The following is a 22,390-nucleotide window of genomic DNA, read 5'->3' as shown; positions in this document are numbered from 1 at the left end:
GGTGGGTGCCCCTCCCGCCATTCATGTCTGCGGCATCGAGAAACGGGTGGAGTGTCGTAACACGGGTGTGTGCCCGTGTTACGACACTCCACCCGTTTCTCGATGAAGCTGCCGTGGTCTCAGCCGAAGAGCACCTGCGCCTCTTCCCAGCGATGCAGCGGCACCGATTTGAGACTGTGCACCGCCGAGGACATCTCCACGGAGACGATGTCCGTGCCTTTGAGGCTGGCCATCTTCCCCCAGTGGCCATGCTGGGCGAGGTCGACCGCCGCCATGCCCAGCCGCGTGGACAGTACGCGGTCGTACGCAGTGGGGGAGCCGCCTCGCTGCAGGTGTCCCAAGATCGTGGCCCGGGATTCGATTCCGGTGATCTCTTCGATCTTCGGAGCGAGGTAGTTCGCGATCCCGCCGAGGCGGACGCGGCCCTTGTTGTCCACGCCGTGGTCGGCGACCTGGGAATCGAACCCTTCGGGAACGAACCCTTCCGCGACGACGACGATCGGTGCACGTCCGCGATCTTTGGCCGAGGTCACCCATTCGGCGATCTGGTCGAAGTCGACGGGGAACTCGGGCATGAGGATCGCATGGGCGCCTGCGGCCATGCCCGCGTGCAGAGCGATCCAACCGACGTTGCGTCCCATGACCTCGATGACCATGCAGCGGTGGTGCGATTCGGCTGTGGTGCGCAGCCGGTCGATCGCTTCCGTGGCGATGGACTGAGCGGTGTCGAAGCCGAAAGTGTAGTCGGTGCTGCCGAGGTCGTTGTCAATGGTCTTGGGGACGCCCACGATGTGCAGACCCTCCTCGTTGACCAGTCGCGAGGCCCCTGCGAGTGTGCCCTCGCCGCCGATGGCGATGAGCGAATCGATGCCGTGGGCGGCCATGACTTCGCGCATGCGCTCGGGACCGCCGTCCTCATACGGGTGGGTGCGTGAGGTGCCGAGGATGGTGCCGCCGCGACCGGAGAGGCCTCGGACATCGAGCATGGTCATATCAAACATGTCGTCGTGGAGCAGGCCACGCCAGCCGTCGCGGATGCCGACGAATGAGGCATTGTGGGTGCGGATTCCCTTGCGGACGATGCCGCGGATGACAGCGTTGAGGCCCGGGCAGTCTCCGCCCGATGTGAGTACGCCGATCTTCATTCCAGTTGACCCTGATCCTTTGCTCGGTAGCCTTTGGCCAGATGGACATCGTGTCCGGCCATGAGTGAGAAGCCCTTGAGGACGACGGTGCCGTTCGATCCGTCGCCCCGCGCGGCCTGACGGACCTCATTGCCCGCCATGATGTTGATCGTCTCGTCACGGATGCGCACACCCGGCGGGACGTAGATGTCGTTGCCGCCCCACATCGAGTAGGAAACCAGCTCGACAGTCACACCCGGTCCCATGACGGCGCACAGATCGATATTGTCCCCGCCCATGAGCGCATAGGTGGTGACCTGTCCGGTGCCCGGCGCCACGTCGATCTCACGGCCGGACATGATGGCCACCGAGTTCGTGGGCGGGGCGGAACCCGGATCGACGGCCGGGCTGAGCTCGGCCGGTCCCCGTCGCTGCAGAGCCGACCCCGGACCCGATTCCTGACCATGCCCGGTCTGGCGGGCGAGCCTCTGGTGGAGTCGGTGACCCTCCGGCAGATCGTCGATCAGCGGCATGAGGTCGTCGAGGAACTTCGCGGAGATGGCATCATCCTGCCGCTGCGCGGTCTCTTCGGGGTCGAGGCGTCCGTTGGTCACCGCCTCCGTGATCACGGAGAGGACCTCGTCCCGGTCCATGTCGGAGGCACGGATCCGGCGCTTCGGGGCAGGGGAGTCATCTTCGGCCATGGCCACCAGTGTAGCGGGAATCACCCGCACGGACCGGGCCTTCCGCCGAGGCGGTCGGACAGGGCACTGTGTCGTGTCGTCCCGTCCACAGCCGGGCCACAGCTGCGACCGATGGTGGGCCTAAGCAGGGACGCGAATGTGGTCCCCATGAGATACGAGAGCAGCGCCGGGAACCAGCCCGCAGCGCACCCAGCAGCCCCGTCCCTGCGAACGCCCACGACCGTAGACCTCGTCGTCCCGGTCTACAACGAGGAGGTTTCGCTGGCCGCCTCGATCGAGGCCCTCCTGGCCGTCGAACACTCCCGAGGCACCGAGGTCACGATCATCATCGCCGACAATGCGAGCACCGATTCGACCCCGAGAATCGCCGCAGCGCTAGCGGCCGAACACCCGAAGGTCGAATACGTGCGGCTCGAGCAGAAAGGCCGCGGGCGCGCACTGTCCCGGGTGTGGCAGTCCTCGACGGCGGATATCGTCGCCTATACGGATGTCGATCTCGCCACCGACATCCGAGTCCTCGAGCCGATGGTCGAGGTGATCCGCTCGGGACTGGCCGATGTGGCCATCGCGTCCCGTCTGCAGCCCGGTCTTGCGGTCGAGCGGGGCATCAAGCGCGAGATCATCTCCCGCTGCTACAACCGACTGCTCAAGCTCAGCCTCGGTGTCAGGTTCAGCGACGCTCAATGCGGTTTCAAAGCGCTGTCGCAGCGTGCGGCGAGAGACCTGCTCCCGCAGGTCGAGGACAGCGAGTGGTTCTTCGACACGGAGCTGCTCGCTCTCGCCGAGTGGGCCGGGTACCGCATCCACGAGTTCGGCACGGACTGGACGGATGACCCCGACTCCTCCGTCGACGTGGTCAGCACGGCGTGGAAGGACATCAAGGGCATCGTCCGGCTGCGCACGGGCGGACGCATCCGGACCAGTCACGAAGTCCCGGCACCGAACACCGGGGCGCAGATCCTCCACTTCATCGACGTGGGGATCATCAGCACCGTGCTCTACGCCGTGCTGTTCCTCCTCGGCATCCAATTCGTCTCGGAACCCACGGCGAACATCATTGCGCTGCTCCTTTCGACGATCGCGAACACCGCCCTCAACCGGGGCCACACCTTCGGGGTGAGATCCCCGCACCGCCGACTGACCTCCCAATTGAAGGGTCTGGCGGCCTTCGGCCTGTGCCTGGCCTTCACCTCGGCAGGTCTGGCCGTCGCAGATGGATTCTCCGGACCCTGGGCAACTGTCGGCACGCTCGCCGTGCTGACGGCGGCGAACCTCGCCGCCACCGTGGTCCGGTTCGTGCTCATGCGCACATGGGTCTTCGCCCGCGGTTCCCACCAGAGCGTCCACCCCGCCACCACGACTGCTGCAGCCGGAACGGCGCTCCCGAACGACAAGGACATCGACCATGTCTGAGACCCCCACCCGATATGCCCGCACCCGCGGACTGCGACGGCACTGGTACCCGATCACACTCACCGTGCTCACACTCGGCACGATCGCGGCGTTCCTCGCCAACCTCACGGCCAACGGGTGGGCGAACTCCTTCTATGCGGCGGCTGTGCAGGCCGGATCGGAGAACTGGGAGGCGTTCCTCTTCGGCTCCCTCGACTCGGCGAACGCGATCACCGTCGACAAACCCCCGGCCTCCCTGTGGCTGATGGCCCTGAGCGCCCGGGTCTTCGGCTTCTCTTCGTTCTCGATGCTCCTGCCCCAGGTCCTCCTGGCCGGGGTGAGTGTGCTCCTCATCGTCCATTCGGTGCGGCTGAGCCTGCGGTCCCATGTCGGACCAGGGCTTGAGAAGGCCGCCGCTCTGGGGGCCGGCGTGATCTTCGCCGTCTCCCCGGTCGTGGCGCTGATGTTCCGGTTCAACAACCCGGACGCGCTGCTCGTGACCCTGATGATCGGTGCGGTCGTCGCGACCCAGCACGCCCTGCGCACGCTCACCGAGGCCCACCGGCGACGCCCGTCCCGCCGCATCGCCGGCTGGCTCATCCTCGCCGGAGTCTGCCTCGGCCTGGGGTTCCTGACCAAACAGTTCCAGGTCCTCCTCATCGTCCCCGGCCTCGCTGTGTCCTGGGTGCTCTTCGCCCGCACCTCCTGGCCACGCCGTCTGCTGTGGCTGCTCGTCCCGCTCGGGTCGATGATCGTCAGCGCCGGCTGGTGGATCGCCCTCGTCGAGCTCACCCCTGCAGGCTCCCGACCCTACGTCGGCGGCTCGCAGTCGAACTCCTTCCTCGAGCTCACCTTCGGCTACAACGGCTTCGGACGGCTGACCGGCAACGAGACCGGGTCCGTCGGCGGAGGAGGCGGCGGCCAGGGCGGCGGATGGGGCGAGACGGGCGTCACCCGCCTGTTCACCGGCAGCTTCGGCCAGCAGGTGTCGTGGTTCCTGCCCACCGCACTGTTCCTCCTGATCGTGACGATCGTTCTCCTCATCCTCGCCGAGGCGGCCCGCCGTCGCCGTGTCCCCACCGTCACGGACGGAACCGTTCCGACCGGAACACGTTCGACGGACACCATCCCGGACACCGTCACGGACGGTGAGAAGGACGCCGGCCTCGCAGTGCGCGCGTCCGGCGCAATCGGCGGGGGCAGCCTCGGCGCGGGACTGCTCATGTGGGGTGCATGGCTGATCGTCACGTGGCTCGTGCTGTCGAATATGAACGGGATCGTCCACGAGTACTACACGGTTGCGCTCATTCCCGCGATCGCCGCCGTCATCGGTCTCGGCGTCGCGGTGCTGCTCGCCCGTGACGGATTCCTCCCACGTCTGCTGCTGGCGGTGGCTTGGGCCCTGACCGGAGCGTGGCAGTTCATCATCAGCTCGCAGATGACCGGGGTCCCGGGCGTCCTGCGCTGGTGCGTGCTCATCGTCTCGATCCTCGGCGCTCTGGTCCTCATCGTCACCGCGCACCGGCGGATCGGCACGGCGCTCGCCTCGGTGCTCGTCGCGCTGGCCATCCTCGGCAGCGCTGCGATTCCGGCTCAGCTGGCCGTGCGCACGATCGCCGGGACGACGCAGGGATCGATCGTCACGATCGCCGGCACGAGCTCGGGCATGGGCGGTGGACCCGGCGGTGGCGGAATGCCCGGCGGCGGCGTCAGACCCGGCGGAGGCGCCGGCGGCACGGATGGCACGACCGGTGGCACGCCCGGTGGGACACGCAATTCCGAAGCCGGCACGGGCAGTACCGGGGGGATGCCCGGCGGAGGAGGCGGGATGGGCGGTCTGCTCAACGGCTCCGAACCCTCCGACGAACTCACGCAGCTGCTCGAAGAGGATGCCGCGGACTACACGTGGGTGGCTGCGACGACGGGGGCGAATCAGGCGGCGGGATACCAACTCGCGCTCGAAGAGCCCGTGATGGCGATCGGCGGGTTCAACGGCACCGATCCATCGCCCACCCTCGCCGAGTTCAAACAGCTCGTGGCCGACGGCAAGATCCACTACTACATCGGATCGGGCTCCGGCGGCGGTCAGGGTCCAGGCGGCGGGAACGAGGACTCCGCCTCGTCCCAGATCGCGGCCTGGGTGGAGGCGAACTATGAGGTGACGACCGTCGACTCCGTTTCGCTCTACGATCTCAGTGCGGGTTGAGGGGATAATCGAGCTATGAACCCGACAGCGAATCCGCCGGCGCGCATCCTCATCGTCGACGACGAGGCGAACCTCTCCGAGCTCCTCGTGATGGCCTGCCACGTCAGAGGTTGGGAAGCCGAGGGAGTCGGCACCGGCCGCGAGGCCGTGGCGCTGGCCAGGAGCGAACGCTTCGACGCGATCGTCCTCGACGTCATGCTGCCCGACCTTGACGGGTTCGCCGTGATCGAGAAGATCCGAGCCGAGGGCATCGACACTCCGGTGGTCTTCCTCTCTGCCAGAGACGAGGTCGATGACCGGCTGACGGGTCTGCGGCTGGGCGGGGACGACTACGTGACGAAGCCGTTCAACCTCGATGAGGTCATCGCCCGGATCGAGGTGCGCCTGCGCCGGGGGGCCTCGAACGGTCCGGTCGATGAGGATGATGTGCTGCGCGTGGGTGACCTCGAACTCGACGAACGCTCCCACGAGGTCACCCGCGCCGGCCATCCGATCGAGCTGACGGCTCGCGAATACGAGGTGCTGCTGCTGTTCATGCGCAACCCGCGGGTGGTGCTGTCGAAGGCCCAGATCCTCGACCGCGTGTGGGACTACGACTTCGGCGGCAACGGCAACATCGTCGAACTCTACGTCTCCTATCTGCGGAAGAAGATCGACGCGCCGTTCCCGGACCTGCCGAACCTGTTCCACACGAAGCGCGGGGCCGGCTACATCATGCGGGCGGAACAGTGACTCTGCGTCGCTGGCGGCTGCAGACGAGGCTCATCGTCCTCGCCGGTCTCGTCCTCCTCCTCGTCGGCGCCGGAATCGGCACCGCCTCCTGGCTGAGCGTGCGCGGATCTCTGATGACCGACCTCGACGCCCAGCTGACGTCGATGACCTCGCATGCACGCTCGGGTGACGGCCCCGGTGCGGGCCCCGGGACGAGCGGCAATCCGGGCACCTCCGGTGGGGGCGACGACTCGGTGGCGGCGGTCGATTCGGCTCTGCGCTATCTCTTCCAGCCGGGGGTCGGCGATGGTGCTCTCGTCGTCGTCGATTCCGGCGACGGGGGAGAGGGGCTCATCGCCGAGGCGGGGCTGACCCGTCCGCGCTCTTTGTCCGCCGAAGCGATCGATGCCCTGCTCGACGTCGATGCTCACGGCGGCGAATCCGCCCATGAGTCCGTGCGGGTGCCCGGGTTCGGCGCCTACCGGGTCGTGGCCTTCGATGACGGCGCAACCACCACCGTCTACGGTGTCCCGCAGGGCAGCGTGGACTCCGCGCTCGAACGCACCGCCTGGACGACCGCGTTCGTCGTCCTCATCGGCGTCATCGCCACGGCTGCGCTCATGGCGGTGATCATCCACCGCCAGCTGCGGGACCTGCGCGACGTCGCCCGCACTGCCAGGGAGGTCGCCGACCTGGAGTTGAGCGCCGGCAAACCCGAGCTCGCGCTGCGGGTTCCCGCCGAGCTGGCGGTGCCGGGCACGGAGGTCGGCGATGTGGGAGCCTCGGTCAATCGGATGCTCGACCACGTCGGCTCCGCCCTCGAAGAGCGCTACCGCGGCACGGAGCAGATGCGCCGCTTCGTCGCCGACGCCTCCCATGAGCTGCGCACTCCGATCGCGACGATCCGCGGCTGGGCCGACCTCACCCGCCCGTACCGTGATGATCTGCCCGCCGAGGTGGCCACCTCCTTGGGCAAGATCGATTCAGGAGCGATGCGGATGTCCTCCCTCGTCGATGATCTCCTCCTCCTCGCCCGACTCGAAGCCGGCCGCCAGCCGACGAGGGAGGACACCGTCGACGTCTCCTCCCTGCTCGTCGAACTCGTCGAGGACGCCCATGTGGTCAATCCCGACCATTCGATCTCCCTCGATGTTCCCCCGGAGGCCCTCGAGGTGCGCGGAGCAGCCGATCAGGTCCGTCGGGTCGTGTCGATCGTGCTCACCAACGCCTGTGTGCACACGCCCCCGGGCACCAGCGTGCACGTCGAGGCACTGGCGGCCCGGAAGCCGGTCTCCGGGCAGCTGCCCAGCGATGTCGTGGCGATCCGCATCAGCGACGACGGTGGGGGCATTCCGCCCGAGATCCGGGACCGGGTCTTCGACCGCTTCGTGCGTGGAGACCCCTCGCGGGCACGGCAGGACGGAGCCAAGGGAGGTTCCTCGGGGCTGGGACTGTCGATCGCCGCCGGACTCGTCGAACTCATGCGCGGCGGCATCTCGATGTCGACCACGGACGCTGGTACGAGCTTCGAGCTGCGCCTGCCTGCCGCCTGAGGCGAGTCGCACAGGTTGGCCACAGGCACGACTGGGAGGGGCTACAGCGAGTCGGCGGAGAGTGGAATCACCGACAACCAGAGGAGATTCCATGACCGAGAACCAGAACCCCGACCAGAACCCCGATCCGGACCGCAACCACGCGGAGAACACAGCGTCGGGCCCGAACGCCGCAGACAGCACCCGTAGGGTCGAAGCTCAGGAGGGCACGGCAGGACCTCATGCCGGACCCAACTGGGCGATGCAATCGGATCCGGGAGTCCAGGGCAGGGCGAACGAATGGGGCGAGCAGACGACCCGCTCGGCACCCGATCCGCGGGCCGGAAGCCCGGAGGGACAGCGGCCGTGGGTGAACCCCTATGACCGGTCCGCTCCGATCGCCCAGTCCGGCGGTTCCGAGGGACCACGTAAGCAGAAGCGACGCGTCCCGCTCATCCCCGCAGTGCTCGCCGGATCGGCTCTCTTCGTCGTCGGCGGTCTCGCCGGAGGAGCGATCGGTGCATCGGCGGCCATGGCGACGAACGATTCGGGGACGAGTCAGGGGCCGGGAGGCCAGAACGGACCCGGCGGAATGGGCGGCCAACAGGGCGGTGCTCAGGATGGCGGCGGACAGTCGAACGGCGGCGGAATGGGCGGCCAACAGGGCGGTGCTCAGGATGGCGGCGGACAGTCGAACGGCGGCGGAATGGGCGGCCAACAGGGCGGTGCTCAGGATGGCGGCGGACAGTCGAACGGCGGCGGAATGCCCGGAGGACAATCGAACGGCGGAGGCATGCCCGGCGGACAGGCCAACGGAATGCAGGGTAATCAGAGCGGCAGCGCCGACTCCGGGGGCTCCTCTGACGGATCCAGCTCTGACGGATCCAGCTCTGACGGATCCAGCTCGGACGGCAGCGCCTCTGACTCCGACGGATCGGACGCAAGCGCCGGCACCACCTCGGCGGACACCGACGAGACGACGATCGAGAACGCAGCCGTCACGCACTTCGACCGGATCTTCACCGGATTCGCCGTCCTCAACCGGGAGGAGTGAACGCTGTCTGATATCGGCGCAGCAAAGACGATGCCCCCACCGATCGGTGGGGGCATCGTCATGCTGACGCGTCGGTCACCTCGGTGACCGTCGCCGGATCAGCGCTTGAGGTCGAAGCGGTCGGCTTCGACGAGCTTCGTCCAGGCCTTGACGAAGTCGGCGACGAACTTCTCGTTCGCGTCATCCGAGCCGTAGACCTCGGCGATCGCACGCAGTTCGGAGTTCGCTCCGAACAGGAGGTCGATCCGGCTGCCGGTCCACAGCTTCTCGCCCTCGGGGGAGAAGCACTCGTAGACATTGGCCGTCTCTGACGGTCCGACGGGCTTCCAGACGTTGCCGAGGTCGAGCAGATTGACGAAGAAGTCGTTCGTCAGCTCGCCGGGGCGATCGGTGAAGACACCGAGCTCGGAATCTTCGTAGTTCGCACCGAGGACGCGGAGCCCGCCGATGAGGACCGTGAGCTCCGGCGGGGTGAGACCCAGCAGGCTGGCCTTGTCGAGCAGGAGGTACTCGGCTTTGAGCGGAAGTCCCTCGGTGAGGTAGTTGCGGAAACCGTCGTGGGTCGGCTCGAGGTAGCCGAACGAGTCGACATCGGTCTGCTCTTGGGTTGCGTCGCCGCGACCGGTGGAGACCGGAACCGTGATCGAGTGACCGGCCGCCGCGGCAGCGGTTTCGACTCCGACGGCGCCGGCGATCGCCAGCACATCGGCGAACGATGCACCGGTGGACTCGGCGATGCCCTCGAGCACGGGAAGCACCTCGGCGAGCTTGGCAGGCTCATTGGCCTCCCAGCTGCGCTGCGGTTCGAGGCGGAGTCGACCTCCGTTGACGCCGCCGCGCATGTCCGAGACGCGGTGCGACGAGGCCGCGGCCCATGTCGTCGAGACGAGCTGCGAGACGGTCAGCCCGGACTCGCGGACGGCTGTCTTGACGGCTTCGAGGCCGGCGACATCAAGCGGGGTGCCGGCAGGAACCGGGTCCTGCCAGATGAGCTCTTCGCTCGGAGCTTCGGGGCCGAGGTAACGAGTCGCCGGGCCCATGTCGCGGTGGGTGAGCTTGAACCAGGCGCGAGCGAAAGCATCTTCGAACGCCTTCTGGTCGTCCTTGAACCGGCGCGAGATCTTCTCGTACGCCGGGTCGAAGCGCAGCGACAGGTCGGTCGTGAGCATACGGGGCTCGCGACGTCCGTCGCCCTGGGCCATGGGGACCATATCGTCCCCGCCGCCGTCCTTGGGACGCCACTGCAGGTGTCCGCCTTCGTTCTCGAAGACCTCCCACTCGTAGGCGAAGAGAATATGGAAGAACTCGTTGTCCCAGCGGGTCGGGTGGTAGGTCCACGTGACCTCGATGCCCGAGCCGATGGAGTCGTTGCCCTGTCCAGTGCCGAAATCGGACTTCCAGCCCATGCCCTGCTCTTCGAGCGGAGCGGCTTCCGGGTCGGCACCCTTGTGCGATTCAGGACCGGCACCGTGCGTCTTGCCGAAGGTGTGTCCGCCGGCGATGAGGGCGACGGTCTCCTCGTCGTTCATGGCCATGCGTCCGAAGGTCTCGCGGATGTCGATCGCGGCCTTGACCGGATCGGGTTCGCCCTCCGGGCCCTCGGGGTTGACGTAGATGAGGCCCATGGTGGTCGCCGCCAGAGGCTTCTGCAGCTCACGGTTGCCCACGTAGCGCTTGTCGGTGCCCAGCCATTCGGTCTCGGAGCCCCAGTACACATCGTTGTCGGGTTCCCAGACGTCCTTGCGGCCGCCGGCGAAGCCGAAGGTCTTGAAGCCCATCGATTCGAGAGCGACGTTGCCGGCGAGGATGAAGAGGTCGGCCCAGGAGATCTTCTTGCCGTACTTCTTCTTCACCGGCCACAGCAGACGGCGAGCCTTGTCGAGCGAAACGTTGTCGGGCCAGGAGTTCAGAGGTGCGAAGCGCTGCTGACCCTCGCCGCCGCCTCCGCGGCCGTCCTGAACGCGGTAGGTGCCGGCCGAGTGCCAGGCCATGCGGATCATGAACGGACCATAGTGTCCGAAATCAGCGGACCACCAGTCCTGGTTGTCCTTCTGCAGGGTTTCGATGTCGGCCTTGAGCTGGTAGTAGTCAAGGCTGTTGAACTCCGCGTCGTAGTCGAAGTCAGGATCCATGGGGTCTCGTGCCGGCTGTCCCTTGGCGAGGATCTTGAGGTTGAGGCGGTTGGGCCACCACTGAGCGTTGGCATCACCCTGGACGGGGTTGACCAGCTGGTCCGAATCCGGCGCCGCAGCCGGCTCCGTGGAAGTGTGGGCGACCGGGCAGCCGCCGGTGGTCGTCTGGGTCATCGTGTTCCTTTCACAGTCGAGTCGCGTTCGACGACTCGGATGACGGGATGGGCAACCCTCGCAGAAAGGGCATAGTCGTGTCCTCGGAAGAGGACGGGTGGTGATGGACGGAAGCCGGGGTCACACGGCCGAGAACTGATCGTCGCCGGTGCGCTGAGCACCAGCGGCCGTGCAGTCGGGGCACAGGCCCCAGAATGTCACTTCGGCCTGATCGATGACGAAGCCGGCATCGTGGGACGGCGTCAGGCACGGAGCCTGACCGATAGTGCAGTCGACATCGACGATGAGACTGCATGACCGGCACACCAGGTGATGGTGATTGTCCCCGATGCGGCGTTCGTATCGAGCCACAGAGCCCGAAGGCTTGATGCAGCGGAGGAGCCCTACCTCGGTGAGAGTGTGGAGCGAGTCATAGACAGCCTGGTGAGAGACCGCCGGCAGCGATTCCCGCACCGAGCGGATCACGGTTTCGGTATCCGTATGCGGGTGAACCCGCACGGCATCGAGGACTGCGACCCGCTGTTTCGTCACACGCAGCGACGTCTGCCGCAGAGCCGCGGCAGCGTCTTCGTCGTGTTCTTGCTTCGTCCCGTTCACAGCACCAGAATGCCTGCTTCTCTTGAACGAGTCAAGGAAAGTGATGGCAGGTCCTCGCCGAGGCGGCCGTCGGGTCGCGCTGCGGGTGCGGGTGTCGGGGTGGTGCGGTTCGACGGCAGTTGAGGAACATGACGTAGTTCTGAGTCGTCCGAGGTGAGAGGCGTGATCCTCGGGGTGAACGATGTGCTGCGTGATTTCCGCGGCAGGGCGGGGTAGGATGAACGATCGCCATTTTGACCAGACGTGCTCGAGAGAGATATTCTGGTAGGCGACTGATTGTGTTATCTGCGTCGTCGACCGATCCTGCCGGGTGTTCTGTGAAGCCCGGAATCCTTGAGAGAAGTCGTCGTTGCAGGCTGCCGAGCAGGCGTCGCTGCGCTTCCGTGTCCTTGCGACACACCCGGGCGCAGGGGTCGATGACTCGCGTGGTTACTGGCATCGGGAGCCAAGCTTCACCCGGTGTCCGGTCGGATATGTCCCACGGTTCACAGAGACGACTGCGGTCGTGGCCGGAATTGGGAATTAGGTCTATCGAGAAGCAAATGGAGAACGCTTAGTGCCGACTATCCAACAGCTCGTCCGCAAGGGACGGCATGTCAATACAGCAGGATCAGACGCTCCTGCCCTCAAGGGCAGCCCGCAGCGTCGTGGAGTGTGCACCCGTGTGTACACCACTACCCCCAAGAAGCCGAACTCGGCTCTTCGCAAGGTCGCTCGTGTCAAGCTTTCGAGCCAGATCGAAGTGACCGCATACATTCCGGGCGAGGGACACAACCTGCAGGAGCACTCGATCGTGCTCGTGCGCGGTGGCCGCGTCAAGGATCTGCCCGGTGTTCGCTACCGGATCGTCCGCGGTTCGCTCGACACCCAGGGTGTCAAGGGTCGCCAGCAGGCCCGCAGCAAGTACGGTGCGAAGAGGGAGAAGAAGTAATGCCACGTAAAGGTCCTGCACCCAAGCGACCGATCGTCGTTGACCCGGTCTTCAGCTCACCGCTCGTCACGCAGCTGATCAACAAGATCCTGCTCGACGGCAAGCGCTCGACCGCAGAGCGGATCGTCTACGGTGCCCTCGAAGGCACCCGCGAGAAGAACGGCAACGACCCCGTTGTCAACCTGAAGAAGGCTCTCGACAACATCCGTCCGTCCCTCGAGGTCCGCTCCCGCCGTGTCGGCGGTGCGACCTACCAGGTGCCGATTGATGTTCGTCCGGCTCGTTCGACCACCCTGGCTCTGCGGTGGCTCGTGGGATACTCCCGCCAGCGCCGTGAGAAGACCATGACCGAACGACTCATGAACGAGATCCTGGACGCCGGCAACGGCCTCGGCGCAGCAGTCAAGCGCCGCGAGGACACTCACAAGATGGCCGAGTCCAACAAGGCCTTCGCCCACTACCGCTGGTAATCGCCTGCCCTGTGCGCCGGTCGGCGGACCTCTTTCGCGAGTTCTGTCGGCCGGCAGCGCAGGGGAGTCGAGCAAATCATCGATTGAGAGAGAGACACCGTGGCACTTGACGTGCTCAGCGACCTGAACAAGGTCCGTAATATCGGCATCATGGCCCATATCGATGCCGGTAAGACAACTACGACCGAACGCATCCTCTTCTACACCGGCGTGAACTACAAGATGGGCGAGACCCACGACGGCGCCGGCACCATGGACTGGATGGACCAGGAGAAGGAACGCGGCATCACGATCACGTCGGCCGCGACGACCTGCTACTGGGACAACAACCAGATCAACATCATCGACACCCCCGGTCACGTCGACTTCACGGTCGAGGTCGAGCGTTCGCTGCGCGTCCTCGACGGCGCCGTCGCTGTGTTCGACGGCAAGGAGGGCGTTGAGCCCCAGTCCGAGACCGTGTGGCGTCAGGCCGACAAGTACGATGTTCCGCGCGTCTGCTTCGTCAACAAGATGGACAAGCTCGGTGCTGACTTCTACTTCACCGTCGACACCATCAAGGAGCGGCTCGGCGCGAAGCCGCTGGTCATCCAGCTGCCGATCGGTGCCGAAAGCGAATTCGCCGGTGTCGTCGATCTGCTCGAGATGAAGGCCTACATCTGGCCCGACGAGACCAAGATGGGTCAGGACATGACCGAGATCGAGATCCCCGAGGATCTCCAGGACAAGGCTGTTCAGTACCGTGCGCAGCTCGTCGAGGACGTCGCCGAGAGCTCGGAAGAGCTCATGGAGAAGTACCTCGAGGGCGAAGAGCTCACGACGGCTGACATCAAGGCCGGCATCCGCGAACTCGTCATCAAGTCCGAGGCGTTCCCGGTCATGTGCGGTTCCGCTTACAAGAACAAGGGCGTGCAGCCCATGCTCGACGCGGTCATCGACTACCTGCCTTCGCCGCTCGACGTGCCTCCGATGATCGGACACAACCCGAACAACGACGAAGAGGAACTGACCCGCAAGCCTTCGACGGACGAGCCGTTCTCGGCTCTGGCCTTCAAGGTCGCCTCCCACCCGTTCTTCGGATCGCTGACCTATGTGCGCGTGTACTCCGGTCACGTGAAGTCCGGTGATCAGGTGCTCAACACCACGTCGGGCAAGAAGGAACGCATCGGCAAGCTCTTCCAGATGCACTCCAACAAGGAGAACCCTGTCGAAGAGGCATTCGCAGGTCACATCTACGCCTTCATCGGTCTCAAGGAGACCACGACGGGCGATACCCTGAGCGACCCGGCGAACCCGATCGCTCTTGAATCGATGACCTTCCCGGAGCCTGTGATCTCCGTGGCCATCGAGCCGAAGACGAAGAGCGACCAGGAGAAGCTGTCCTCGGCCATCCAGAAGTTCGTCAAGGAAGACCCGACCTACCAGGTCGAGCTCGACGAAGAGACCGGTCAGACCGTCATCCGCGGAATGGGCGAGCTGCACCTCGATATCCTCGTCGACCGCATGCGTCGCGAGTTCAAGGTCGAGGCGAATGTCGGCAAGCCGCAGGTCGCCTACCGTGAGACCATCCGTCGCACTGTCGAGAAATACGATTACACCCACAAGAAGCAGACGGGTGGATCGGGACAGTTCGCGAAGGTCCAGGTCACCTTCGAACCCCTCGAGGTCGAAGGCGATACGATTTACGAGTTCGAGAATGCCATCACGGGCGGACGCGTTCCGCGCGAATACATTCCGAGCGTCGACGCCGGCATCCAGGACGCCATGCAGTTCGGTGCCCTCGCCGGTTACCCCATGGTCGGTGTCAAGGCCACTCTGGTCGATGGCGCCTACCACGATGTCGACTCTTCGGAGATGGCATTCAAGATCGCCGGTTCGATGGTCTTCAAGGAGGCCGTCCAGCGGGCGAACCCGGTTCTTCTCGAACCGGTCATGGACGTCGAGGTGCGTACCCCTGAGGAATACATGGGTGACGTCATCGGCGACCTGAATTCCCGGCGTGGACAGATTCAGTCGATGGACGATGCTTCCGGTGTGAAGGTCGTCAAGGCTGTGGTCCCGCTCTCGGAGATGTTCGGCTACATCGGTGATCTGCGGTCGAAGACCCAGGGCCGTGCGGTGTACTCGATGACTTTCTCCAGCTATGCGGAGGTCCCGAAGGCTGTTGCCGAGGAGATCATCCAGAAGGTGCGCGGCGGAGAGTAATCTCCGAATTCCGGTCGCCCCGGTGATCAACAACATGATCGCCGGAATGAAAGATAACCAACAAAAGGTCTAAGATATGAATCGCATATCTTTTGACAACCACGAGGAGGAACCCAGTGGCAAAGGCTAGTTTCGAACGGACTAAGCCGCACGTCAACATCGGCACCATCGGCCACGTTGACCACGGAAAGACCACCCTGACCGCCGCGATCACCAAGGTCCTGGCGGATCAGTACCCGGATCTCAATGAGGCTCGCGCCTTCGACCAGGTCGACAACGCACCTGAGGAGAAGGAGCGCGGCATCACCATCAACGTCTCGCACGTTGAGTACCAGACGGAGAAGCGTCACTACGCTCACGTCGATGCCCCGGGTCACGCCGACTACGTGAAGAACATGATCACCGGTGCCGCTCAGATGGACGGTGCGATCCTCGTCGTTGCCGCCACCGACGGCCCGATGCCCCAGACCCGTGAGCACGTGCTGCTCGCTCGTCAGGTCGGCGTTCCCTACATCGTCGTGGCTCTGAACAAGTCCGACATGGTCGATGACGAAGAGCTCCTCGAGCTCGTCGAATTCGAGGTTCGCGATCTGCTCTCGAGCCAGGAATTCGACGGAGACAACGCTCCTGTCGTCCCGGTGTCCGCTCTCAAGGCGCTGGAAGGCGACGAGAAGTGGGTCAAGAGCGTTCAGGAACTCATGGCAGCCGTCGACGAGAACGTTCCCGAGCCGGAGCGCGATGTCGACAAGCCGTTCCTCATGCCCGTTGAGGACGTCTTCACGATCACCGGTCGTGGAACCGTCGTCACCGGTCGTGTCGAGCGCGGCGTCCTCCTGCCGAACGACGAAATCGAAATCGTCGGCATCAAGGAGAAGTCGTCCAAGACGACCGTCACCGCCATCGAGATGTTCCGCAAGACCCTGCCGGATGCCCGTGCAGGTGAGAACGTCGGTCTGCTTCTGCGCGGCACCAAGCGCGAAGACGTGGAGCGCGGTCAGGTCATCGTGAAGCCGGGTTCGATCACCCCGCACACCAAGTTCGAAGCTCAGGTCTACATCCTGAGCAAGGACGAGGGCGGACGTCACAACCCGTTCTACTCGAACTACCGTCCGCAGTTCTACTTCCGGACCACGGACGTCACCGGCGTCATCACGCTGCCCGAGGGCACCGAGATGGTCATGCCCGGCGACAACACCGACATGTCGGTCGAGCTCATCCAGCCGATCGCCATGGAGGACGGCCTCCGCTTCGCTATTCGCGAGGGTGGACGCACCGTCGGTGCCGGTCGAGTCACCAAGATCAACGCCTGATCTGACTCACTGAGTACCACCGGCTAGGGCCGCAGTTCTTCGGAACTGCGGCCCTTCCGCATGTTCCGGCCGCTCCTGCCGGCGACCGGTCAGATGATGCAGACGGGGGAGTTGCCGAGGGTCGTCTGATGGAAGACCACCACGAACGGGATTCGCTCCGACCTTGAGAGTTCCCTCACAGGCACCGTTCCCGGAATTGCGCGGGCGAAGTGCTCTATGACAAGATGGTGAAGTTGCGTTTTGGGCGTTGACCCCTGCACTGCGGTAGTGATACCGCGAACAGCCTGAAACACTATCGGATCGATGAATCTGCATCATGCGGGTTCGGACCGAGCAGCCAATGAGTAGAAGCGCCGTCGGCGCTGAGGGAGAAGTGAGAATTTCTCCGTCAGGATTAGCCGACACGCCCGACCTCGGGGGTCGGTCATGGTCAGCCGGCACAGACGGCAGAGAGTCTCCGACGCTCTGCGAGTTGATGGCCGGAAGCAACTAAAGAAAGAGACGACGCCATGGCGGGACAGAAGATCCGCATTCGGCTCAAGTCGTACGACCACGCTGTGATTGACAGTGCTGCACGCAAGATCGTGGACACCGTCACTCGCGCAGGTGCGACTGTTGTGGGCCCCGTGCCGTTGCCAACGGAGAAGAACGTTTACTGCGTCATCCGTTCGCCGCACAAATACAAGGACAGCCGTGAGCATTTCGAGATGCGCACGCACAAGCGTCTGATCGACATCGTCGACCCGACGCCGAAGGCAGTCGACTCGCTGATGCGTCTCGACCTCGCTGACGACGTCAACATCGAGATCAAGCTCTAAGGGAGGCAGCAATGGCGAACACTCGTTCATCCGCTCTCCCGACCACCCGCAAGGTCAAAGGCCTTCTGGGAACCAAGCTGGGCATGACCCAGGTCTGGGATGAGCAGAACAACCTCGTGCCGGTGACCGTGGTGGCCACCGGTAACAACGTCGTAACCCAGGTCCGCAACGAGGAAACCGATGGTTACCCCGCTGTGCAGATCGCGTTCGGCGAGATCGATCCTCGCAAGGTCAACAAGCCGACTGCAGGCCACTTCGAGAAGGCCGGTGTGACCCCACGCCGTCACCTCGTCGAACTGCGCACTGCAGATGCTGCTGACTACGCGCTCGGCCAGGAACTCGGCGTCGACACGTTCGAAGCCGGACTCAAGGTTGATGTGACCGCGAAGACCAAGGGCAAGGGAACCGCCGGTGTCATGAAGCGTCACGGCTTCTCCGGTGTCGGTGCCTCCCACGGTCAGCACCGCAACCACCGCAAGCCAGGTTCGATCGGCGGAGCCGCGACACCTGGTCGCGTGTTCAAGGGTATGCGCATGGCCGGCCGTATGGGCGCTGTCAAGCACACTACCCAGAACCTCACGATCCACGCCGTGGACAACGAGAACAACTTCCTGCTCATCAAGGGCGCCGTTCCCGGCCCCAAGGGTGGAGTCGTCCTCGTTCGCTCGGCCGCGAAGGAGGCCTGAACGTCATGACTGATTTCAAGACAGTCGACGTCATCGATGCCGCTGGTGCCAAGGCCGGCTCCGTTGATCTGCCCGCCGAGGTCTTCGGTGTGCCGACCAATGTGCCCCTGATCCACCAGGTCGTCGTTGCACAGCTGGCTGCGGCCCGTCAGGGTACGCACAAGACGAAGACCCGCTCCGAAGTTCGCGGTGGCGGCCGCAAGCCCTACCGTCAGAAGGGAACCGGCAACGCCCGTCAGGGTTCGATCCGCGCTCCTCAGTACAACGGCGGTGGAATCGTGCACGGACCGGTCCCGCGCGACTACTCGCAGCGGACCCCCAAGAAGATGAAGGCCGCCGCTCTGCGCGGAGCCCTGTCTGATCGTGCACGCCTCGATCAGGTCTTCGTGATGAAGAGCCTGGTCACCGGCGACGCCCCGTCGACCAAGCAGGCGAAGGCCGCACTGGCCGGTCTGTCCGAACGCAAGAACACCCTCGTGGTGCTCGAGCGTGACGACGAGCTCACCTACCTGAGCGTGCGCAATCTGCCCCACGTCCACGTGCTCACCGCCGATCAGCTCAACACCTATGATGTGCTGCTCGCCGATGACATCGTGTTCACCGAGGTAGCTCTTGCCGCGTTCCTGAGCGGAAACCGCAAATCGGAGGACGCATCATGAGTCTGAACTTCAAGGACCCGCGCGACATCATCGTCGCACCGGTCGTCTCGGAGAAGACCTACAGCCTGATGGACGAAGGCAAGTACACCTTCCTCGTCGACCAGGACTCGAACAAAACCGAGATCAAGCAAGCCATTGAAACGATCTTCGATGTGCAGGTCGCCAAGGTCAACACCCTGAACCGTCAGGGCAAGCGCCGCCGCACCCGCACCGGTTGGGGAAAGCGCAAGGACACCAAGCGTGCCATTGTCGCCCTCAAGGACGGATCGATCGACATCTTCGGTGGATCGCTCTAAGCGATCCTTCGTCAAAGAAGGACAAGACTCATGGGAATCCGTAAGCACAAGCCGACGACCCCGGGCCGCCGTGGCTCGTCGGTCGCCGACTTCGTCGAAGTGACCCGGTCTACACCGGAGAAGTCGCTTCTGCGCCCGCTGCCCAAGCGCGGCGGCCGCAACAGCCAGGGACGCGTGACCACCCGCCATCAGGGCGGCGGTCACAAGCGTCAGTACCGTGTCATCGACTTCCGCCGCCATGACAAAGATGGCGTTCCGGCGAAGGTCGCGCACATCGAATATGACCCGAACCGTACGGCTCGCATCGCTCTGCTGCACTATGCAGACGGAGAGAAGCGCTACATCATCGCCCCGCAGAACCTCAAGCAGGGCGCTCAGGTGGAAGCCGGTCCGGGTGCAGACATCAAGCCGGGCAACAACCTTGCCCTGCGCAACATCCCAGTCGGCACCGTGGTGCACGCAGTTGAAATGCGTCCCGGTGGCGGTGCCAAGATCGCTCGTTCTGCCGGTTCGTCCGTGCAGCTCGTGGCGAAGTACGGCCGTTTCGCACAGCTGCGGATGCCTTCGGGCGAAATCCGCAACGTCGATGCGCGCTGCCGTGCGACGATCGGCGAGGTCGGCAATGCCGAGCAGTCGAACATCAGCTGGGGCAAAGCAGGCCGCATGCGTTGGAAGGGCAAGCGCCCCACCGTCCGCGGTGTTGTGATGAACCCGATCGACCACCCGCATGGTGGTGGCGAGGGCCGTACTTCGGGTGGTCGTCACCCAGTCAGCCCGTGGGGTCAGTTGGAGGGCCGCACACGCCGGCCGAACAAAGAGAGCGACAAGTACATCGTGCGCCGTCGCCGGACCGGCAAGAAGCGCTGATTGGAGTACTGACTTATGCCTCGTAGCCTCAAAAAGGGTCCTTTCGTCGACGAACACCTCTTCCAGAAGGTGGCTCGTCAGAACGAGAAGAACACCAAAAATGTCATCAAAACATGGTCTCGTCGCTCGATGATCATCCCGGACTTCCTGGGACACACCATCGCAGTACATGACGGACGCAAGCATGTCCCCGTCTTCATCACTGAGTCGATGGTCGGACACAAGCTCGGCGAGTTCGCACCGACACGGACGTTCCGTGGCCACGAAAAGGACGATCGCAAGGGTCGCCGCCGCTGAGGCGGGGCACTCTTTCGATCCTAGAGAAGAGAGAAGGAAGCGATGGAAGCCAAGGCTAAGGCGCGGTACCTGCGCGTTACGCCTCGCAAGGCTCGGCGCGTCATCGACCTCATTCGTGGTCAGCAGGCGACCGAAGCACTTGCAGTGTTGAAGTTTGCAGAACAGTCGGCATCAGATCCGATTTACAAGCTCGTGGCCTCCGGCATCGCCAACGCGCGTGTCCGGGCCGACGAGGAAGGCGTTGCGTTCGACGAGAACGAACTGGTCATCTCCGAAGCCTTCGTGGACGAGGGGCCGACCATGAAGCGGTTCCGTCCGCGTGCCCAGGGTCGCGCTTTTCGCATCGAGAAGCGCACCAGCCACGTGACAGTGGTCCTGGCCAGCGGTGACGACCTGCCTCAGCGCAAGAGCCGGAAGGGGAACCGTTAATGGGCCAGAAGATCAATCCGAATGGATTCCGACTCGGAATCACCACGGATCACAAGTCGAAGTGGTTCGCTGACTCGACCAAGCCGGGGCAGCGCTACCGCGACTACGTGCTCGAAGATGTCAAGATCCGCCAGATGATGAACACCGGCCTCGAACGGGCCGGCATCTCGAAGGTCAACATCGAGCGCACGCGTGACCGTGTCCGCGTCGACATCCACACCGCACGCCCGGGCATCGTCATCGGCCGTCGCGGAGCCGAAGCAGACCGCATCCGCGGTCAGCTCGAAAAGCTCACCGGCAAGCAGATTCAGCTCAACATCCTTGAGGTGAAGAACCCCGAGGTCGACGCTCAGCTCGTCGCCCAGGGCGTTGCCGAGCAGCTCGCCAGCCGCGTGGCCTTCCGCCGCGCGATGCGCAAGGCGATCCAGAGCGCCCAGCGCGCAGGTGCCAAGGGCATCCGCGTGCAGTGCTCGGGCCGCCTCGGCGGTGCTGAGATGAGCCGGTCCGAGTTCTACCGCGAAGGTCGTGTGCCGCTGCACACCCTGCGCGCGAACATCGACTTCGGCGTTCACGAAGCCCACACCACTTTCGGACGCATCGGCGTCAAGGTGTGGATCTACAAGGGCGACATGACCGACAAGGAGCTTGCCGCCGAGCAGGCCAAGGCTCCTGCTGCTCGTGGCCCGCGTGGCCGTGGGCGCGGTCGTGGAGGCCGCGGACGTGGTCAGGATGGCGCACCGCGCCGTGGCGACCAGGCCCGTAATACTGAGAACAGCGCCGAAGCCCCCGCGGCTGAGGCCGGATCGGAGGGCTGAGAAATGCTGATCCCTCGTCGAGTGAAATTCCGCAAGCAGCACCACCCCAACCGGGGCGGCGCCGCCAAGGGAGGCACGACGGTGTCCTTCGGTGACTACGGCATCCAGGCTCTCGAGCCGGCTTACGTCACCAACCGCCAGATCGAGGCCGCACGTATTGCCATGACCCGCTACATCAAGCGCGGCGGCAAGGTGTGGATCAACATCTACCCTGATCACCCGCTGACGAAGAAGCCTGCCGAAACCCGCATGGGTTCCGGTAAGGGTTCGCCGGAGTGGTGGATCGCCAATGTCAAACCCGGTCGAGTCATGTTCGAACTCGGCGGTGTGTCCGAGGAAGTTGCTCGCGAGGCTCTGCGCCTGGCGATCCATAAGCTTCCGCTGAAGGCCCGTATCGTGGCCCGCGAAGGTGGTGAGTGAGAATGGCTATCGGTTCGAAGAACCTTTCCATCGACGCGCTTGACGGTTACGACAACGAGCGTCTGCAGGAAGAGCTCAAGAAGGCCAAGGCCGAGCTGTTCAACCTGCGTTTCCAGTCGGCCACCGGCCAGCTGGAGAGCCACGGTCGCCTCAAGGCCGTGCGTCGCGACATCGCTCGTATCTACACCGTGCTCAACGAACGGGAGCTGGACATCCGTCCGAACCCCGCTGATGCCAAGGAAGAGAGCAAGTGATGGCGGAGACCACGAACACCGAGGCCACTGCTGCGGAACGCAACTCCCGCAAGACCGCACGTGGCTACGTCGTATCCGACAAGATGGACAAGACCATCGTCGTCGAGGTTGAGGAGCGTATGAAGCACCGCCTCTACGGCAAGGTCATGCGCAAGTCGGTCAAGTACAAGGTTCACGACGAAGAGAACACCGCCGGCATCGGCGACCTCGTCCTCGTGGCCGAGACGCGGCCCCTTTCGGCCGCGAAGCGTTGGCGGCTCGTCGAAATCGTCGAACGCGCCAAGTAGTCAACGCCACCCCACCCACC

General features: G+C 64.5%; 24 protein-coding genes. 20 read left to right on the top strand and 4 right to left on the bottom strand.

What is annotated here, in order from left to right; translation table 11 throughout:
- Positions 1–119: 119 nt before the first annotated feature.
- On the bottom strand, positions 120–1,145 hold the full coding sequence (locus D3I60_RS10875) for an ATP-dependent 6-phosphofructokinase (RefSeq protein WP_262776272.1): 1,026 nt from the start codon (positions 1,143–1,145) through the stop codon (positions 120–122).
- Positions 1,142–1,828, bottom strand: coding sequence for a DUF1707 SHOCT-like domain-containing protein (locus tag D3I60_RS10870; protein ID WP_262776271.1), 687 nt, complete (start codon positions 1,826–1,828; stop codon positions 1,142–1,144). The genes D3I60_RS10875 and D3I60_RS10870 overlap by 4 nt, the downstream gene beginning before the upstream one ends.
- A gap of 147 nt (positions 1,829–1,975) precedes the next feature.
- Between D3I60_RS10870 and D3I60_RS10865 the strand changes: the two genes are divergently transcribed.
- The 5 genes from D3I60_RS10865 (at position 1,976) to D3I60_RS10845 (ending at position 8,723) form a co-directional block, all read left to right on the top strand.
- Positions 1,976–3,241: a glycosyltransferase gene (locus tag D3I60_RS10865; RefSeq protein WP_262776269.1), complete on the top strand. Its 1,266-nt coding sequence runs from the start codon at positions 1,976–1,978 to the stop codon at positions 3,239–3,241.
- On the top strand, positions 3,234–5,426 hold the full coding sequence (locus tag D3I60_RS10860) for an ArnT family glycosyltransferase (protein WP_262776268.1): 2,193 nt from the start codon (positions 3,234–3,236) through the stop codon (positions 5,424–5,426). Before D3I60_RS10865 ends, D3I60_RS10860 begins: the two co-directional genes overlap by 8 nt.
- Before the next feature lie 15 nt (positions 5,427–5,441).
- On the top strand, positions 5,442–6,158 hold the full coding sequence (locus tag D3I60_RS10855) for a response regulator transcription factor (protein ID WP_139468560.1): 717 nt from the start codon (positions 5,442–5,444) through the stop codon (positions 6,156–6,158).
- Positions 6,155–7,690, top strand: coding sequence for a sensor histidine kinase (locus tag D3I60_RS10850; RefSeq protein WP_139468559.1), 1,536 nt, complete (start codon positions 6,155–6,157; stop codon positions 7,688–7,690). The genes D3I60_RS10855 and D3I60_RS10850 overlap by 4 nt, the downstream gene beginning before the upstream one ends.
- A gap of 91 nt (positions 7,691–7,781) precedes the next feature.
- Positions 7,782–8,723: a hypothetical protein gene (locus tag D3I60_RS10845; protein ID WP_262776266.1), complete on the top strand. Its 942-nt coding sequence runs from the start codon at positions 7,782–7,784 to the stop codon at positions 8,721–8,723.
- 98 nt (positions 8,724–8,821) lie between these two features.
- Here the strand turns inward: D3I60_RS10845 and katG are convergent, their stop codons facing one another.
- Entirely contained in the window at positions 8,822–11,029 is a 2,208-nt protein-coding gene (gene katG / locus D3I60_RS10840) for a catalase/peroxidase HPI (protein WP_262776265.1), read from the bottom strand.
- A 120-nt stretch (positions 11,030–11,149) separates the two neighbouring features.
- Positions 11,150–11,626, bottom strand: a complete 477-nt coding sequence (locus tag D3I60_RS10835; protein ID WP_262776264.1) for a Fur family transcriptional regulator — start codon at positions 11,624–11,626, stop codon at positions 11,150–11,152.
- 556 nt (positions 11,627–12,182) lie between these two features.
- On the opposite strand from D3I60_RS10835, the gene rpsL reads away from it, so the two are divergent.
- The 15 genes from rpsL (at position 12,183) to rpsQ (ending at position 22,370) form a co-directional block, all read left to right on the top strand.
- The gene (rpsL, locus tag D3I60_RS10830) at positions 12,183–12,557 is read left to right on the top strand and encodes a 30S ribosomal protein S12 (protein ID WP_025777935.1); all 375 of its coding nucleotides are present in this window, start codon (positions 12,183–12,185) and stop codon (positions 12,555–12,557) included.
- Positions 12,557–13,027: a 30S ribosomal protein S7 gene (gene rpsG / locus D3I60_RS10825; protein ID WP_039206341.1), complete on the top strand. Its 471-nt coding sequence runs from the start codon at positions 12,557–12,559 to the stop codon at positions 13,025–13,027. Before rpsL ends, rpsG begins: the two co-directional genes overlap by 1 nt.
- A gap of 99 nt (positions 13,028–13,126) precedes the next feature.
- The gene (fusA, locus tag D3I60_RS10820; protein ID WP_262776262.1) at positions 13,127–15,232 is read left to right on the top strand and encodes an elongation factor G; all 2,106 of its coding nucleotides are present in this window, start codon (positions 13,127–13,129) and stop codon (positions 15,230–15,232) included.
- A 116-nt stretch (positions 15,233–15,348) separates the two neighbouring features.
- Positions 15,349–16,542, top strand: a complete 1,194-nt coding sequence (tuf, locus tag D3I60_RS10815) for an elongation factor Tu (RefSeq protein ID WP_173156442.1) — start codon at positions 15,349–15,351, stop codon at positions 16,540–16,542.
- Positions 16,543–17,051: 509 nt separating this feature from the next.
- The gene (gene rpsJ / locus D3I60_RS10810) at positions 17,052–17,360 is read left to right on the top strand and encodes a 30S ribosomal protein S10 (protein WP_009379191.1); all 309 of its coding nucleotides are present in this window, start codon (positions 17,052–17,054) and stop codon (positions 17,358–17,360) included.
- A gap of 11 nt (positions 17,361–17,371) precedes the next feature.
- Positions 17,372–18,046 carry a 50S ribosomal protein L3 gene (rplC, locus tag D3I60_RS10805; RefSeq protein WP_101546942.1) on the top strand — a complete coding sequence of 225 codons (675 nt, stop codon included), beginning with the start codon at positions 17,372–17,374 and terminating at the stop codon, positions 18,044–18,046.
- Positions 18,047–18,051: 5 nt separating this feature from the next.
- Complete coding sequence (gene rplD / locus D3I60_RS10800; RefSeq protein WP_262776257.1) at positions 18,052–18,705, top strand: 50S ribosomal protein L4; 654 nt, start codon at positions 18,052–18,054, stop codon at positions 18,703–18,705.
- On the top strand, positions 18,702–19,001 hold the full coding sequence (gene rplW / locus D3I60_RS10795) for a 50S ribosomal protein L23 (protein WP_025777929.1): 300 nt from the start codon (positions 18,702–18,704) through the stop codon (positions 18,999–19,001). Before rplD ends, rplW begins: the two co-directional genes overlap by 4 nt.
- Before the next feature lie 30 nt (positions 19,002–19,031).
- Positions 19,032–19,868, top strand: coding sequence for a 50S ribosomal protein L2 (gene rplB / locus D3I60_RS10790; RefSeq protein WP_025777928.1), 837 nt, complete (start codon positions 19,032–19,034; stop codon positions 19,866–19,868).
- Between the two features lie 15 nt (positions 19,869–19,883).
- Positions 19,884–20,165, top strand: a complete 282-nt coding sequence (gene rpsS, locus D3I60_RS10785; RefSeq protein WP_025777927.1) for a 30S ribosomal protein S19 — start codon at positions 19,884–19,886, stop codon at positions 20,163–20,165.
- A gap of 42 nt (positions 20,166–20,207) precedes the next feature.
- On the top strand, positions 20,208–20,594 hold the full coding sequence (gene rplV, locus D3I60_RS10780) for a 50S ribosomal protein L22 (RefSeq protein ID WP_025777926.1): 387 nt from the start codon (positions 20,208–20,210) through the stop codon (positions 20,592–20,594).
- A complete protein-coding gene (gene rpsC, locus D3I60_RS10775; RefSeq protein WP_262776254.1) occupies positions 20,594–21,409 on the top strand; it encodes a 30S ribosomal protein S3 in 816 nt (271 codons plus the stop codon). Before rplV ends, rpsC begins: the two co-directional genes overlap by 1 nt.
- A gap of 3 nt (positions 21,410–21,412) precedes the next feature.
- The gene (gene rplP / locus D3I60_RS10770) at positions 21,413–21,829 is read left to right on the top strand and encodes a 50S ribosomal protein L16 (protein WP_025777924.1); all 417 of its coding nucleotides are present in this window, start codon (positions 21,413–21,415) and stop codon (positions 21,827–21,829) included.
- Between the two features lie 2 nt (positions 21,830–21,831).
- Positions 21,832–22,083, top strand: a complete 252-nt coding sequence (gene rpmC / locus D3I60_RS10765; RefSeq protein ID WP_025777923.1) for a 50S ribosomal protein L29 — start codon at positions 21,832–21,834, stop codon at positions 22,081–22,083.
- A complete protein-coding gene (rpsQ, locus tag D3I60_RS10760) occupies positions 22,083–22,370 on the top strand; it encodes a 30S ribosomal protein S17 (protein WP_025777922.1) in 288 nt (95 codons plus the stop codon). Before rpmC ends, rpsQ begins: the two co-directional genes overlap by 1 nt.
- The last annotated feature ends 20 nt before the right edge of the window (positions 22,371–22,390 follow it).

Origin of the sequence: Brevibacterium permense (assembly GCF_025506275.1) — a bacterium.
Classification (GTDB): Bacteria; Actinomycetota; Actinomycetes; order Actinomycetales; family Brevibacteriaceae; genus Brevibacterium; species Brevibacterium permense_A.
Note: the sequence above shows the minus strand (reverse complement) of the source record. Positions and strands in the feature narration are given on the sequence as shown.